Genomic DNA, 16,128 nt, shown 5'->3' with positions numbered 1-16,128 from the left:
TAGCATACCAAACCTATTTCATTTCGTCACGACATTGTTCATCGGCAAATTCTAGCTCAACTGTAGTATGTTCAAAATGATACTTGGCTAATGAGCTTTGTATGCTCTCTTTTAATGACTGAATGTGTTCAACACTAACTTCTCCTTTTAAGACAAGGTGGACAGTCATAACATTGCGCTCTCCGTCTAACGACCAAATATGAAAATGATGGAGGTCGCTTACCTTATCGTTTGCAAGCAAGTCGTTTCGGATTGTTGACATTTGCTCTTCATCTGGCGTTGCCTGTAAAAATAGCATCAGGGTTTCTTTTAGGTTACGAAACACATTGAAGAGGATGAACAAAGTGAAGCCAATGGATAAGATGGGATCTAAAATCGCCCAAGGCTTGAACATTAAGACGATGGATACGATAAATACTGCCACCCAACCGAGAACATCTTCTAACAAGTGCCAATTAAGCACTCGTTCGTTTAATGACGTTCCTTCGCTTAGTTTATAAGCGGCAAAACCGTTTACTGCCATACCAAAAATAGATAAGGCTAACATTCCCTCTACTTGGGGCATTTCAGGCTCTGCTAAACGAGGGATTGCTTCAAACAAGATCCAAATAGAGCCTATGGTCAATACAACTCCGTTGATTAACGCCCCCAATAGTGAAAACCGCTTATAGCCATAGGAAAAAGTGCGATTGGCATCTTTATCGCTAAGTTTATTTAAGCCCCAAGAAGTACCAATCGACAAACTGTCGCCCAAATCATGCACCGCGTCAGCCATGATAGCGGTGCTGTTGGTTAGCCAACCACCAATAAATTCGATGATGGTGAACACCACATTTAGAAGGAACGCCCAGCCAATGCGCTTTGATGCATCGTCTGAATTGCCATCTGAGTGCGTATGGCTATGTGAATGATTATGACTGTGCATGTTTAATTTCCAATAATGCATTTACCTTATTATGTTTGTATGGATTCACTTAGCATATAAAACCCCGTTCTTTATCTTGTCTTATATCTATTGAATAGTGACTTTTTTGCATTACTCTCGATGTGTAGATACAGCTTCAAGCGCAATCTCCCTCTCACTTTTAAGACCGAATAATTTTTTGAGTATAATGGTTGCTGGACAAAAGCCCGTAAAGCTTTGTTGGAACAAATTTACGCCGACAAAAACAGTGAACCATACGAAATATGGGTGTAGCCAAATAGTTAGAATAACAGACAACAAAACCATAAAACCTGCAAATGCAGTGAGTGCTCTCTCTGAAGACATGACAACTCCTTAATAAAAATACCGAAAACGAACAAAAAAATTTGAGGCATCCTCGAACTGTCCCCAAAAAGTAAAAGGTTGTTTACCATAAAAAATGTTTAAACCACCTGATAATCGCCATAAATCAACAGGGCTATATTCTGCACTAACTTTTAAATAACCATCCTTATCTGTGGTTGAATAAAAGTTAAAGGCATTTAATACCAATGCTTGCTGCATACCTTTATAACGCAATCTTTGCGTAAACCATACTCGATGTTGTTTAGGCTCAAATTTAGGCGTCAGTGAATTTTGAATCAACGCTTGATGATCGAGGATGCTTTCGGTGTATAGTTGGAGGCTTCCTTCGAGGTTTCCAACAATTTCCTGTTCATATCCGAGTAACCATCGAGCTTGCCCATTAGGTACTAACGGGTTATCGCCATTTTTATCATCAACCGAATCGTAATAAGCAAATTCGGCATTAAATATACCATTTCCCAACGTAGTGCGAAAGCTTGCTCCGTAGACGTTCAATGATGAAAATGTAGGTCTATAGTCTTGTGTAAGACTATTAGGGCTTTTATGAAATCCACTGTAAAAATACCCCGCGTACTCTGATGTGCCTACCGATTTATATAGCCTCAACGCATACTCAGGCGATTGGGGTCTCAGGGGAGGAGTGACATCAAAACCTAATGCTACCTGAGTGGCTGCAGTGGGGAGAAAAAATGAAAAATAGTCGCCATTGATGTATACGTCAGGTTCAAATTCAGGTGTCAAAACTACATCTAGATTAAACACATCAAAATACGCCGATACCTTTGCAGACAATGATGGAGACTTTAAATATTCAACCTCTCGTCCCGCAAAAAATGATTGAAAGTCTTTCGGAAAAAGATCGTTTAAAAAAACATTATCTCCAGTTCCCCACGTCAAAACTTGTTGACCAACCTTCGCATCAAATCTGTTTCCCCATGCACCCAAAAAACCAAGGCGAGCCTCCCATGTAGCTTCTCTGATGTTTATTCTTGTCTGTTCCAAGACACCATCAAAATATGCGTCTGATACAAAAGAAAACTGGGAGGCCTGAAGGTCATAATCAAACTGCACTTGTAGACGTAGATCACTGAGGGTTTTGTCTGTTCCAATAATAGGATCATTCGACAAGCGGACGCCTGAAGCCATTTCTAGAAATCCGCTCAGCTGATAAATGTCTTCACTTTCCTCTTCCCAATCAATCATTCCCCAATCATCTTCATATGGTTCAGGAAAAGGTTTGGAATATACCTCGCCATGAACACAAACAATGAATATGATTATACTCAGAACTCGCTGAAGCAAGCGCCTTTGCATGTCCTCTTTGTTAAACCGGCTCATTATCATAGCGTTAGTCTAGCCAACGTCTAGGGGGATTGCGTAAACTGCGCTCGCTGAATACGTCGTCATCAAGGCCAACGTTGTATTTTATGTTCCTAAACTCCATCAACGTATACCCACCGGTCTTGAGGTCTGAAACTTTGGAACGCACTACGGTAGGAAATCCTTGTACATCCTGAATTTCAACAGCCTCTACTCGTCGATAGTTGTCATCACTTTCCTTATAAAAGTTAATGAGAATGGGTAAAAAGCTTTTCTTATCAATCGTAACAGAATAGTAATCAAACTCTACAGTTGATTTGTCAAGAGGCACTCCTTTTAATACATAGTACTTTTTGTTTTCTTCGATTAATTCAAAGTTATCCTCAGAGACTGTGCGGCCAGATACATCTTCATAGAAAAAATGAGAGCCCACAAATGAAGTTCGTTTGTCCCCAGCCGATATACGCTTAACCAGATCCAACGCTGGCATATATAACCAACGATCATCATCCTTTTTTAAATCTGCATGCTTTTCAACACGAAATACCGTGTCCCTAACATCAGATGGCCTAGAGAAAAACACCATCATTTGCTGATCACCGTTATCAGTGATGTCACGACGTAAAATAGTAAATTGCCTCATTTGCTTACGACCTTGTGCGTCTATTATCAGCATCCGCGCATCGGCAATGCCGTCTTCTCCGGAATAGTAGGCAGCCTTCTCTGCTTCTCGCACTATTTCATCTACATTAACGGACTGCGTGATAGCCGCATCAGCATTATAAACAACGCTATTCAATACTAAAGCTAACAACGTTGTTGCTATTGCTATTTTGTATACCTTCATTCTTCTATTCTCCTCTAAATGACTGACCAAAAACCCAACGAGCACCTAAAATCATGACCGATGGCAATATAAGCAACGTCACCAATGCCGAAATTGCCATGATGCTTGCAAGAAAAACACCAACAGTGATATACGGTACGAGTGGCGCAAATAACAAAGGTGTAAATCCAAGGGCGATTACAATTGCGTTGCGAGATATCGCGATTGCGGGCTCCTCGAACATTAAATCAAAAGTTTTTTTAACGCTTTGCGTAGATTTAAACGTTTCTCTTGCACGCTCTAGAAAATGAATCGCAAAATCTACCGATAGTCCTAGTGTCAATGCTGATAAAACGGCAATTGGCATATCGTAATCCTTGCCGATAATTCCAATAAGTCCATAAATAAAAGTGATGGTAATGGTGAGTGGAAGCATTGCCAACAAGCCAAATATCAGGGAACGAAATAAAGCCACCATAATAATAAACACAATTACGAAAGCACTAATAAGGCTGTCAAGCATTCCAGCAACCATATTTTCTTGCCATACAACATTAAGATAAGCTTTACCTGCCCAATCCAACTTTATAAATTTCGGAAGCGGATTTTTTTCTATATACTCATCTACAAGATTAACCACTCGACTCATATCTTGGTTATCTCCAGATCTCAATTGCAACCATACAAGTGTTTGTTGAAAATCAGGAGTCACAAAGTGCCACAGATCATCTGGTCTGTGTGAGGATTGATATTGTAAAAATGTTTGGGCAACTGCTTGAGGAGAATTCGGAATTTGATAATCTTTACTCTCACCTGACCGAAGCTCACGCGCAACCAGTTTGGTGACATCTGCCAGTGAATTAGATTTACCAACTAAACCAGATCCATTTAGATGGATTTGCAAGTCAGCAATATAACGAAGCAGTTCTGGTGACTGAAATGCTTTAGATCTACTTAACGTCGTTTCCAGTTGCTGCAACGTATTCTCTAAATAATTGACTTCTTCACCTGATAGATCAGTGAAAAGTTTATCCTCAATAATGATGATCATGTTTTGATATTGAGTATGAAGACTCGCTTCTATGATCGCATCGGACTGCTCTTTCACCCACTCAAATAAAGTGTGTGGAAGTTCTTTATTTAATATTTCCACAACAGATAATAGTGGTTGAGTAGACGTCAAAACCATATAGGCATCATATGTGCCTGCAAAATTCTCATTCAGTACTTTGTCCGCTACTCTAATTTCGTGATCAGTTTTAAACCAACGAACAGGGTTGTCATTTATTTGAATTTTACTTACCCCCCAAACAGAAACGACAAAAACTGCGACAAAAACAAAGAGAAGCGACACTCGGTTCTTTATCGCGAATCTTCCAGTAGATTTCACAAAGCGGAGCAGTTTATTGCTGCTTTCCTTCGAGTGCATGGTGGTTTGCAACGATCTCAAAGATTTATCTGACAATCTTGTTAGAAATGCCGGAATGAACGTGATGGTGATTAAAAATGCGAGTAAGATCCCCGTCCCTACAAAAGCACCAAATATTTGAACCGGTGGAATTGGGGTTAACATCAAGGAATAAAAACCTATGGACGAAGTGATTGAGGTGTATAACATTGGTGTAAATAAATGCCCGACAACCCCCTCAACGGTTTCTTTCAAATCATTGCCGGGTTTGTAACGACCGCTAAACTCGGATAATATGTGCACAGAGTCTACGACTGCAATTGGCATTAAAAAAATTGCAATCATTGAAGACATGATATGCACAGTAAATCCGGCTCCAATCAAAGCCCCCATAGTTATCAAGACTGTCGCCATTGCAACTATCATCGGTGCAATGATCAGAGGAAGATTACGAAAAAACACTAACAACAATATAAATATTGTGAGACCCGCTAAAGGTGCAGCAACTATCATTTGATTAAACATTTCCACACCAAACTGATCTTCAGCTACTGGTAATCCTGTCACGTACCATTTAGCATTGCCACTCAGAGAACTAGTCGCTAAGCGGATTTTCTCAGCAATTCTAAAACTTTCATTTTTATTTTTAATAGGGATATAAATCGCGGCAGCTTTGCCATTTTTGGACACAAGCGTCTCTTGTAACAGTGGTAACCGAGAAAGACTTTGCTTAATCTTCATAACCTCAAATTCACTGATTGGCGGCTTAGACATAAGCCATTCGAATCGTATCGTTCCGGAGTCATTTTGAGTTATGTTGTCAACCGTTGATATCGACATCACATCCGCTGAAATCACACCATCAAAAGCCATGATTTGTTTTGTAATTTCAAAAATGTCTTTCAATGTTCGAGAGGTGAATATACCGCTGTCACTCTGAGTATCTACAACACCCACCACAATGGAATCGTGCATTGCAAATTTAGTCTTCACTTCGTTATGAAATAGGCGAGCAGGATGGGTTTCATCAAGCATATTTTCCGGGTCAGTATCGATTATGATACTCGGGATTTGTGCGATGAATACAGTGGTTATAAGTAGCAATAAAACATAGACCAATCTTGGTGAGGACGTACAGTGATGTATTATCTTTTTTGCAATCAAGTTCACCCGAATTCAGATAATAAGTGCACCACTCTTGGTTAAATGGTGAGAAGAGATCAACTGCCTGTTGGTGGTACTCTGTAATCGCCAAAAAACAAGAGTAGTTACCATGAGTTACAAGCAGTTGATCGAGGGACAACGATACCAGATAGAAGCCTACTTACGCGAGGGTTTCAGTTATCGAGAAATCGGAAATCGTTTGAAAGTTAGCCACAGTACGATAAGTCGAGAGGTTCGGCGTAATAGAATTCGCGGTACACATTATCTTCCTGAGGTTGCGCAATCAAAAACGGTTAAGCGACGGCGAAGTGCAGCAAAATATCGTGTATCAGCACTTACTATTGTCTTTGTCGAGTTTGGCCTGACTGAAAAGTGGAGTCCTGAGCAAATAGCCGGTGTGGGTAAACTTATCGGCCATCCAGTTAGTCATGAGTGGATTTATGGGTATGTTCAACGCGATAAATTATCGGGAGGCAAGTTACACACACAGCTGCGCCATGGCCGACGTAAGTATCGAAAAGGCAGTCGCGCGAAGCGAGTGATTATCCCTAACCGCGTTGGTATTGAGCATAGGCCTGCTATCGTTGATAGAAAGAAACGCTTTGGCGATTGGGAAGCAGACACCGTATTAGGCAAAAACGGTACAGGTGCGATTGTGAGTCTGGTCGAGCGGAAAAGTAAGTTCTACCTAATTCGTAAGGTGCCTGCGAAGAGCGCAGCGGAAGTCAGTCGTGCAATGGTTGGTATGTTATGGCGCTATCGCAGGCATGTGCACACGATTACCGCAGACAACGGCACGGAATTTTGTGCTCATGAGTTGGTTGCTGAAAAGCTGAAAACAGACGTCTACTTCGCCAATCCCTATTCGTCTTGGGAACGAGGTTTAAATGAGAACTTTAACGGGTTACTGCGGCAGTTCATTAGCAAAGGCACAGACCTAAGCACGGTAACAGATGAGCAGATTGCGCAAGCACAACGTGCTCTGAATTTGAGACCAAGGAAGTGCCTTGGTTACAAACAACCTGAAGTTGTATTTAATCAATTACGCGGAGCGGCCTAATTTAGTGAGTGGTGCACTTCGAACTTGAATTCGCGCATTTTAACCATTCCCTTTTTCTGACATTAACTCGAAAATTAAACCAATAAGTAAGGCATGTTTTCGGTGTACACCATATATACGTTGCCTACCTTGTTGATGACAACGGACTAATTCGCTACGAGCTAAAATTTTTAGATGCTGTGAAACAACAGCTTGCGGTAATGCCAATTGAAACGAAATTGAATCTACACTTCGCTCGGTTGTCAGTAATAAATCAATAATTAACAGCCGAGTTTTATTTGCTAATGCTTTGATAACTGGTAAGGCTTTCTCAATAGGAGCAGGTGCCCGATCACAACTTAAATCCAATAGATCTCTCTTGATATCTTTCAACTTTAACACCCTGACATCACCTGTTTTTCTTACAAAAATGAATAAACTGCTCTTTGATTGCAATAAGCTCGTATCCTTTAGGAGTGGTTAAAGAATTTAACGCTTCAAAAGTCTTCGAGGCACGATTCATCAATGCCCATAAATGCACGGCCCGAGTGCCCGTGCGGCAGACACAATGTACTTTCGCTTGCTCAAGATCACCGTGTATCGCTAGTTTAAACTCTGCAATTATATGATCACTGTATTCACCGCTCGTCACTGGGATATGAATGTAGGTCAGTCCGAAATCTTGACATATAGCGGCGTACTCTCGACTTGACATTTGGCCTTGCTCTTCACCATCAGGGCGCACATTTATTAAGCTACCAACGCCTAAATTCGCCAATTTTTCGATAGTATTTCTATTCAATTCACCCGATACGGAATAGTTATCAGTAATCGAAATAATCTCCATAACAATTCCTTAAATATTGTTGAACAGCACAAAACCAGAGAGCGGAAGCAGCAATAAACCAAACAACCTTTTTAAGTGATATTGTGACATCCGCTTACTTACTTTAAAGCCAACTAAAGTGCCAAGAATCGAAAACACAGTGATTAACATGATAAGCATCCAATTTAATTGCTCTGCATTTTGCTTGAGTAAAAATGCGTGTTTAGCAAAGCCTGAAAAACCTTGCATGGCAATGATTAATAAACTTGTACCGATTGCTTGTTTCATTGCTAACTTTGAGAAGATCAATAAGGCTGGAATGATAAGAAATCCACCACCAATCCCCACAAAACCCGTTATCAATCCTATTAATAGACCAGCAATAGACAATTTAGCCTTAGAATAGGATGTCGTATATGACGAATCCCTGTTCAGATTAACTGGGAAAAGAATCACTAAGCTAGCTAAGAGCATTATTAGAGAAAGTGTGATCATCTGCACTTCCCCTTCTACGAACTGAGAGAGATAGGCCCCACCGGATGCAGATATCATACTTGGAATACCAACAAACAGCGCAGATTGTATGTGCAGATGGTTTTTACGACTGTGGGCTATGCATGCGACTAATGCAGTCATGCCGACGATGAATAATGACCCAGCGATTGCTAGCTTTTCGGGTTGATCAGCAAGATACACTAGTATTGGAACCGTGAGAATACTGCCCCCCGCTCCCAATAGTCCAAGCAACACACCCATGAGTAATGCCGCGAGCCAAACACTTAAATTAAGCATGATTAGCCTTTACTCATGCTTAACGGTACCTTCACATAAGCGATACCGTTATCTTCAGCGATGGGGAGTGTTCCAGCACGAATATTTAACTGAATGGATGGAAATAACAATTTAGGGACAGCTAACTCGGCATCTCTATCCGAGCGCATTTGAACGAACTCACGTTCAGACTTTCCGTCTCTAACATGAACGTTACCACGTTTTTGTTCTGCTACCGTGGATTCCCATGCATATTTTGCTCGATCTGGTGATTTATAGTCATGGCCGACGTAAATTTTAGTATCATCAGGTAACGATAGTATTCGCTGTATTGAGCGATACAGCGTTTTGGCGTCACCACCCGGGAAGTCTGCTCTTGCTGTCCCGAAGTCCGGCATAAATAGCGTATCTCCAACAAAAACATTATCTTCTATTTTGTAGCTAACGCAGGCAGGTGTATGGCCAGGCGTATGGATAACGGCTATATTGAATTGCCCCAGTTCAATAACATCGCCATCTTTGAATAGACAATCAAACAGCTCAATATTGCAGGTGAGCTGTTCTTTACAGTTGAACGTTTCTCCAAACGCATCGTGTACATCCTTGATATGTTCACCAATCCCTATTTTCCCACCGCACTTTTGTTGCAAATAGGTTGCCGATGTAATGTGGTCTGCATGCGCATGCGTCTCTAAAATCCAATTTAAATTAAGTGTACTTTCGTTAATAAACTGGATCAGAGTATCTGCACTGTCCGTGCTCAATTCACCTGATGCCATGTTAAAATCAAATACAGGATCGATAATGGCTGCATCCTTTGTTAATCGGTCGAAAACCACATAGGTCACAGTTTTGGTCTCATCATCAAAAAATGCTTTTATCTGTAACTTACTCATTTCAATTCACCGTTGTTGTCGTTGCACATGTGGTATAACAACCACTTACAGTATTTTAAAATTTATTGCTCCAACAATATCTTCGTTCGCTCAAACTCGTCTTTATCAATTTCACCCATTGCGAACCGTTTCTTCAGAATACTTATCGCATCGGTGTTTTCGTCGTATTGTGTAGACACGGATTGTTTTTTATGACCTCCAAGCGCTTTCACAACTAGCATCACCACAGCGGTACCCAACGCGATAAACAAAAGCATCATAAAGACGCCAAAAAGCCAACCATAAACGCTACCACCCCACATCATATTATGGTCATAATACCGACCTGTTTGCTGAGCCCAAGCTACACTACTGGTGCTTATAGACGTTATCAATAAGCCGCTCTTTACTATTAAATTTTTCATATAACCTCTCTACCTTTCTACTTAAAAACGTTCGTTATTGACGTACCTATCGGGATACATCGTTCTTATTTACGTATCTATGTTTGGCTATTCACAATAGAGCTCATAAAGCACTGTGATCACTTTTTGCGCCGCTTCACCTTTGAGTGAGTAATACACTGTCTGCGCATTTTTTCTATAACTGACAAGCCCTTGGTTTTTCATTCTAGATAACTGTTGTGATACGGTGGGTTGGTTTAAGTCCAATAATTCAACTAATTCACCCACGGATTTTTCACCATCGACTAATTGACACAGGATCATAAGTCGATTTTCGTTCGATAAAATTTTCATTAGTTCCGATGCTACTTCGGCAGACCGTCGCATTTCTTTTATATTCATATATTCCAATATACCTATACACACATATTAATGCAAGTTAGAATATACGTTTATAATGTTTTATCAAGCAAAAAGGTGAAGTAATCAATGACAAGTTCTGATTACTTCATCTACTCTAATTAAGAACACCTTCTCGTTTTGCATATACTATGCGATAAAGAACCGGAAGAATGACAAGCGTCAGTAGTGTCGATGATACAATGCCGCCTATCACAACAGTGGCCAACGGTCTTTGTACTTCTGCACCAATACCTGTATTCAGCGCCATGGGTACAAATCCGAGGCTTGCCACTAGTGCCGTCATCAATACTGGCCGCAAACGAATAAGTGCGCCTTCAACGATGCTGTTCATCAATTCGCCCGTTTCCAACAAACGTTGCTTGATAAACGACAACATCACCAAACCATTGAGCACTGCAATTCCTGACAAGGCAATAAATCCTACTGAAGCAGATATCGACAATGGCATACCCCGTAACCAAAGCGCCATAACACCACCCGTCAGTGCCAACGGGACGCCAGTGAAAATAATTAAAGCGTCACGTATTGAGCCAAACGCAATTACCAACATAGTCACAATCACAAATAAGGTGACAGGTACTACAATAGTCAAGCGTTGGCTTGCACTTTCAAGCTGCTCAAAGGTGCCACCATAATCAAGCCAGTATCCAGCTGGCAAATTGACTTCATTTTTTATCCTCGCTTTCGCTTCTTCGACAAAAGAACCAATATCTCTGTCACGCACATTTGCTGTGACAACAATACTACGTTTGCCATTTTCCCGGCTTATTTGGCTAGGTACTTCTTTAAATGCCAGTGTGGCTAATTCGCTTATCGGTACATGCTCACCAGAGGGCGTGACGATGGGAACGCTCTCAAGCTGAGTGAGTTCATTTCGAATGTCGTCGCCATATCGCACGACAATCTCAAAGCGTCTGTCGCCTTCAAAAATCATTCCAGCGGTTTCTCCACCTGTCGCAGCATTGAGCCATAACTGCAAGTCGGCTATATCCAAACCAAAGCGTGCCAATTGATCAGGCTTTGGTGTGACGGTGAAGATTGGAATGCCTTCTACCTGCTCAAGCCTCGCGTCATCAGCTCCTTCAATCGTTGAAATAACGGTCAAAATGTCAGAAGCAGATGCAAAGAGCGTATCTAAGTCATCCCCAAATAGCTTTATCCCCAAATCTGCCCTTACGCCACTAATCAATTCGTTAAAACGCATTTGTATAGGTTGCGTAAATTCATAATTATTGCCGGGCAAAGTAAACAAGTCCTCTTCAAACGTTTTCACTAACTCAGCTTTTGTCATTGATGGATCGGGCCATTGCTCCCTAGGCTTTAAAATAACAAACGTATCAGTAATGTTTGGTGGCATAGGGTCGGTGGCGACCTCACCCGTACCCGTGCGACCGAATACCGTCTGTACTTGCTCATACTGCATAAGTTTCGCTTCAAGAGTTTTTTGCATTTCAACTGCTTGTTCTACCCCTGTCCCAGGGATCCTAATGGCTTGTACTAAGATATCACCTTCATTGAGCTGGGGAATAAACTCGGAGCCTAATTTACTGCCCATCCATAAACTGCCGACAACCAAAGCACTCGCTGCTACTACCACTAGCCATCTAAAACGCAGCGCTCCGGTTAAAACAGGACGATAGACTGCCTTTGCACCTTTAATAATTGGGCTTTCTTTTTCGCTAATTTTACCTCTCATGAAAATTGCTATCGCCGCAGGCACTACGGTAAAACAAAATACCATTGCGGCAAGCAAAGCCATTATCACGGTCGCTGCCATGGGGTGGAACATTTTACCTTCGACGCCAGTGAGCGTGAACAAGGGGATATAAACAATGGTAATGATCAATACACCAAACAAACTGGGGCGTATGACTTCATTAGTGGCTTCATAAACAACATTCAGCCTTTCTTTGAGCGGTAGAGTAGCGCCGTTTTGTTTCTGGGATTCGGATAATCGTCTGATACAGTTTTCAACAATGATAACTGCGCCATCGACAATCAAGCCAAAATCCAGTGCGCCTAAACTCATTAAGTTAGCAGACACATCGGTTTTGACCATACCCGATATCGTGGCAAGCATTGCCATGGGTATTACAGCGGCTGTAATAAGTGCAGCTCGCACATTCCCAAGCAAAACGAATAGCACAACGATGACAAGTAAAGCGCCCTCGACGAGGTTTTTTTGTACTGTGTCGATGGTTTTGTCAACGAGGCTTGTTCTATCGTAAACCGCTTCAAGGATAACGCCCTCGGGTAAGCTTGTTTTAATGGTTTCGAGCTTACTGTCCACAGCTTTGGCGACCGTACGAGAGTTTTCTCCCACTAACATCATTGTCGTGCCAATCACTGTTTCTTGGCCATTTAACGTGCCGGCTCCAGAGCGCAGCTCTTTACCGAGGTTGATTTGGGCGATGTCTTGAATTTTTACCGGTACGCCATCAATGATCTTAACAACCACTTGGCCGATATCGTCGATGCCCTTCAGTTGGGCTTCCGATCTGATCAGTACTTGTTGCCCATTTTGTTCTACAAAACCAGCGCCTTGATTCGCATTGTTGCGTTCTAGCGCACTGAGAAGGTCACCTGTACTTATCCCAAAGTTTATCATTGCGACTGGATTAGGATTCACATGATATTGCTTTTCAAATCCGCCTACCGCATAAACCTCGGTCACCCCCTCAACAAGCGACAATTGGGGCTTAACTACCCAATCATGGATCTCCCTTAATGCCATAGCATCATAGGGTTGACCGTTGTCCTGTCGCGCCTGAGGCTCAGCACTTAACGAGTACATGTAAATTTCACCCAAGCCTGTGGCGATAGGGCCCATTTCAGGGGTTAACCCTGTTGGCAATTGCGCCGCGATGGCGGTGAGACGCTCGTTGACGAGATTTCGTGCGAAATATAAATCGGTGCCCTCTTTAAACACGACTGTGACTTGCGACAAGCCATAGCGTGATATCGAGCGGGTATACGATAAATTAGGCAAACCGGCCAGCGAGGTTTCAACTATAAACGTTATGCGTTGCTCAGTCTCCAAAGGCGAGTAACCTGGGGTTGCGGTATTTATCTGCACTTGCACGTTAGTGATATCAGGCACAGCATCAATCGGCAGTTGTTTGTAACTGTACATACCAAAAAAGGCGACAAACAAGGCGAACAACATCATGACACCACGGCGCTCAATGGATAGACGGAGTATTCGTGCAATCATGCTCTCACCTCACCGTTTTTATGGACTTGGCTTTGCTTTTGACAATAAATGCGCAAGTAATTAGTCATCATCGCCCGCCTCCATTTTTAATAAATCAGCTTTTAGTAGATAGCTATTTTCTACAACGACTTGCTGGCCTATTTGCACGCCCTTCACAATCTCTACTAAACGGTTGTCCGTGTTCCCAAGTTTTACTTGGCGGGGGTAAAATCGTTCCCCTTCTTTGACAAAAACAATGGTTTGCCCATCTAACTCTTGTATTGAACTTTTGGGGAGTGCCAGATTGACTTCTTGGAAACCAATCTGAATATTACCCTCTACCATAGCGCCTAAAGGCCAATAACCACTGCCATTATTAACGTTCACAAACGCGATAGAATAGGGTTTGTCATCTGGTGAGGACGTAATGTGGCTTATACTTGATTGTTGCTGCAATTCCTCAAGCCTTAAAGTGACTTCCATATCAGCGGCAATATGAGTACGTTGTTTGGGGAAAATAGCCAATTGAGCAATTGCGCGAGAGTAATTAGCAACAGAAAGCAGCACTTGACCGTTGGTGAGCTCACCATCATTGGCGTGTCTAGCTATGATTTTTCCAGACATCGGTGAGGTGATTGAGTATTGATTTAAACTCTCGTTTGACTCAATGATTGCCAGCGTGTCACCTTTTTCTACTTTATCTCCAATATTCACCATGATACGTTTTACAACACCGTCGAAGCGGGCACGAATATGACTCAGTGACGCAGGATCATGAACTATCCGCCCAAAGGTTCTGGTTGTGAGCGATAATGTTCCTGATGCGGCCGATGCAGTCACGATATCGTGTTCAAGCATCCGTTCTTGAGATAACACTACGTACTCGGGTCTTTCTTCGGCTTCCTCATCGTCATCATCAGCCAGGGCGACAGAAGCAAACAGTAAAGTAACTAGCATGACTAACATGCCAAGCAAGTCACGTGCGCTAGTAACTAATGTAAATTGTGATTTATTCATTATTTTTTCTCTATTCATTGTGATGATTGAGCAGAAGTCGAAGGGGACGTCGTAAAAATTGGAAGACCTGTAAGTGCTTCCAGATCTGCGCTTCGAAGGTGAACTAAGCCTGCGGCTTTTATCATAGTTCGTTGCATATCTATGAGTTGCTGTTGCGTTGTCACCCACTCTATATAGTTGTAGCGACCACTTTCATAGCCATCCCGCGCCAATTTCAATGCAGATTCTAATGTTGGGACGACATTGTCTTGAAGGGTCGTAACAGTGAGCAAGGCTTGGTCTTTTGCGCTAATGACTTGATTTAATTGGCGAGTGAGTTCACGAATTTTCGCTTGTTTTTGATAGTCTATACTGTCAAGCAATGCGCGCTGTTGTTCGTATTCACCTAGATTCCGCTGCTTGGTATTTAACGGCACCGAAATACTGGCGACTAACGCTGTGTCATCAATTCCCTGCATTCTTCGGATACCGGCTTCCCACGCAATGTCGAACTGCTGACTAGTCTGAACCACTCTTAGTCGGGCCTCTTGAACCCGATAATTATCAGCATAAAGCAAAACGTGTGGATTGCTTTGAAGCTGTGAAAGCATATGTTCAAGTGATAGTGAATTTGGAAACGATAACAGTGTCCCTTCAACTTCCGCAAACGCAGCGTTAGTGTCACCCCACATGATGGCCAGGTCGCGTTTATACTCATTGAGTTTTTGTTCACTTATCAATAACGACAAACGCGCCTGCGACAACGCTGACTCTGCACGTTTTTTCTCAAGTGGTGAAGAAGCTCCCGCTTCAACCCGTGTAGAGACTGTCTGAAGCATTGTGCGAGCCAACATTTCAGCTCGTTGCTCAGTCTTGTGCAACGCTTGTTGGACAATGACATTGATATATCGTCGAGTTGTTTCACCCAAGATGTCCAGCGTACGAATGCGCCGTTGTGTAAGCAGTTGTGCTTTTTTTGAACTCACCACATTCATTCGGCCGCTGACTTTATCGCCAAGCTCGATGACCGACGATAAGGTCAGTGTCAATTCGGCATCTTTGATACCAGACACTTCGCCTGTTCCCAACACATTTTCAACTTCAACCCCAACTGACATTTCAGGTCGTAAGCTGGCCATTTTTGATTCACCATCCAAAGCCGAAGATTTAAATTCGAACACAACTAAATCTGGGTTGTTTGATAATGTGCGTTTGAGCGCATTTTCAAGCGTGATTGAAGACTTTTGTGCATTGGCAGATTGAACAGATATGCTCATGGTTACCAGTACAGCAGATATCAATTTCAGATACGCTGAGCTAGCTTTTTTTATGCCCAATGGGCGTGAAGAACGCATAAAAGAACCTTTTGTTCATAAGATAACGACATACATGGAAAGCGCCCATGCAAACATATAGGAGGGAATGGATTAATGTTGAGGTGGGCGCAAAAGGCCTTCGACTAGGCCGTCAGTGACGTTGCGGGAATAACTGTATTGATTGGTACATAACGGTTTAGCTACGTCATTTATTGGGTGTTGTGCCAGAAACTTAATCTGTCCACATTGACACAGCACACAATGGAAACACTGTGA

Annotated in this window: 15 protein-coding genes; 1 reads left to right on the top strand and 14 read right to left on the bottom strand. The window is 42.2% G+C overall.

Going from position 1 to position 16,128, the window contains the following annotated elements:
- Positions 1-13: 13 nt before the first annotated feature.
- From AAC006_RS11160 to AAC006_RS11140, 5 genes are all read right to left on the bottom strand, one after another.
- Positions 14-925 carry a cation diffusion facilitator family transporter gene (locus AAC006_RS11160; RefSeq protein WP_020746027.1) on the bottom strand — a complete coding sequence of 304 codons (912 nt, stop codon included), beginning with the start codon at positions 923-925 and terminating at the stop codon, positions 14-16.
- Positions 926-1,036: 111 nt separating this feature from the next.
- Complete coding sequence (locus AAC006_RS11155; protein ID WP_020746026.1) at positions 1,037-1,270, bottom strand: DUF2892 domain-containing protein; 234 nt, start codon at positions 1,268-1,270, stop codon at positions 1,037-1,039.
- A gap of 9 nt (positions 1,271-1,279) precedes the next feature.
- Positions 1,280-2,494: a hypothetical protein gene (locus AAC006_RS11150; RefSeq protein ID WP_126873342.1), complete on the bottom strand. Its 1,215-nt coding sequence runs from the start codon at positions 2,492-2,494 to the stop codon at positions 1,280-1,282.
- A gap of 145 nt (positions 2,495-2,639) precedes the next feature.
- On the bottom strand, positions 2,640-3,458 hold the full coding sequence (locus AAC006_RS11145; RefSeq protein ID WP_020746024.1) for an outer membrane lipoprotein-sorting protein: 819 nt from the start codon (positions 3,456-3,458) through the stop codon (positions 2,640-2,642).
- A gap of 4 nt (positions 3,459-3,462) precedes the next feature.
- On the bottom strand, positions 3,463-5,880 hold the full coding sequence (locus AAC006_RS11140) for an MMPL family transporter (RefSeq protein ID WP_020746023.1): 2,418 nt from the start codon (positions 5,878-5,880) through the stop codon (positions 3,463-3,465).
- A 238-nt stretch (positions 5,881-6,118) separates the two neighbouring features.
- Between AAC006_RS11140 and AAC006_RS11135 the strand changes: the two genes are divergently transcribed.
- The gene (locus AAC006_RS11135; RefSeq protein ID WP_126873343.1) at positions 6,119-7,069 is read left to right on the top strand and encodes an IS30 family transposase; all 951 of its coding nucleotides are present in this window, start codon (positions 6,119-6,121) and stop codon (positions 7,067-7,069) included.
- A gap of 39 nt (positions 7,070-7,108) precedes the next feature.
- Here the strand turns inward: AAC006_RS11135 and AAC006_RS11130 are convergent, their stop codons facing one another.
- The 9 genes from AAC006_RS11130 to AAC006_RS11090 all read right to left on the bottom strand — a co-directional run bounded on the left by AAC006_RS11130 (position 7,109) and on the right by AAC006_RS11090 (position 15,891).
- A complete protein-coding gene (locus tag AAC006_RS11130) occupies positions 7,109-7,441 on the bottom strand; it encodes a metalloregulator ArsR/SmtB family transcription factor (protein WP_185864187.1) in 333 nt (110 codons plus the stop codon).
- A gap of 16 nt (positions 7,442-7,457) precedes the next feature.
- Positions 7,458-7,895, bottom strand: a complete 438-nt coding sequence (locus tag AAC006_RS11125; protein ID WP_020746021.1) for a sulfur transferase domain-containing protein — start codon at positions 7,893-7,895, stop codon at positions 7,458-7,460.
- A 9-nt stretch (positions 7,896-7,904) separates the two neighbouring features.
- Positions 7,905-8,666, bottom strand: a complete 762-nt coding sequence (locus tag AAC006_RS11120; RefSeq protein ID WP_020746020.1) for a sulfite exporter TauE/SafE family protein — start codon at positions 8,664-8,666, stop codon at positions 7,905-7,907.
- A 2-nt stretch (positions 8,667-8,668) separates the two neighbouring features.
- Positions 8,669-9,541 (bottom strand): MBL fold metallo-hydrolase, encoded by an 873-nt coding sequence (locus tag AAC006_RS11115; protein ID WP_020746019.1) that lies wholly within the window; start codon positions 9,539-9,541, stop codon positions 8,669-8,671.
- 62 nt (positions 9,542-9,603) lie between these two features.
- Entirely contained in the window at positions 9,604-9,945 is a 342-nt protein-coding gene (locus tag AAC006_RS11110) for an SHOCT domain-containing protein (RefSeq protein WP_020746018.1), read from the bottom strand.
- Positions 9,946-10,032: 87 nt separating this feature from the next.
- Entirely contained in the window at positions 10,033-10,278 is a 246-nt protein-coding gene (locus tag AAC006_RS11105; protein WP_260563535.1) for a metalloregulator ArsR/SmtB family transcription factor, read from the bottom strand.
- Positions 10,279-10,441: 163 nt separating this feature from the next.
- Positions 10,442-13,561, bottom strand: coding sequence for a CusA/CzcA family heavy metal efflux RND transporter (locus AAC006_RS11100; protein ID WP_126873345.1), 3,120 nt, complete (start codon positions 13,559-13,561; stop codon positions 10,442-10,444).
- A gap of 60 nt (positions 13,562-13,621) precedes the next feature.
- Complete coding sequence (locus AAC006_RS11095) at positions 13,622-14,557, bottom strand: efflux RND transporter periplasmic adaptor subunit (RefSeq protein WP_100971747.1); 936 nt, start codon at positions 14,555-14,557, stop codon at positions 13,622-13,624.
- Positions 14,558-14,571: 14 nt separating this feature from the next.
- A complete protein-coding gene (locus AAC006_RS11090) occupies positions 14,572-15,891 on the bottom strand; it encodes a TolC family protein (RefSeq protein ID WP_126873346.1) in 1,320 nt (439 codons plus the stop codon).
- Between the last annotated feature and the right edge of the window lie 237 nt (positions 15,892-16,128).

Origin of the sequence: uncultured Alteromonas sp. (assembly GCF_963976965.1) — a bacterium.
Taxonomy (GTDB): Bacteria; Pseudomonadota; Gammaproteobacteria; order Enterobacterales; family Alteromonadaceae; genus Alteromonas; species Alteromonas naphthalenivorans.
This window is presented reverse-complemented; position numbering and strand designations above follow the sequence as displayed.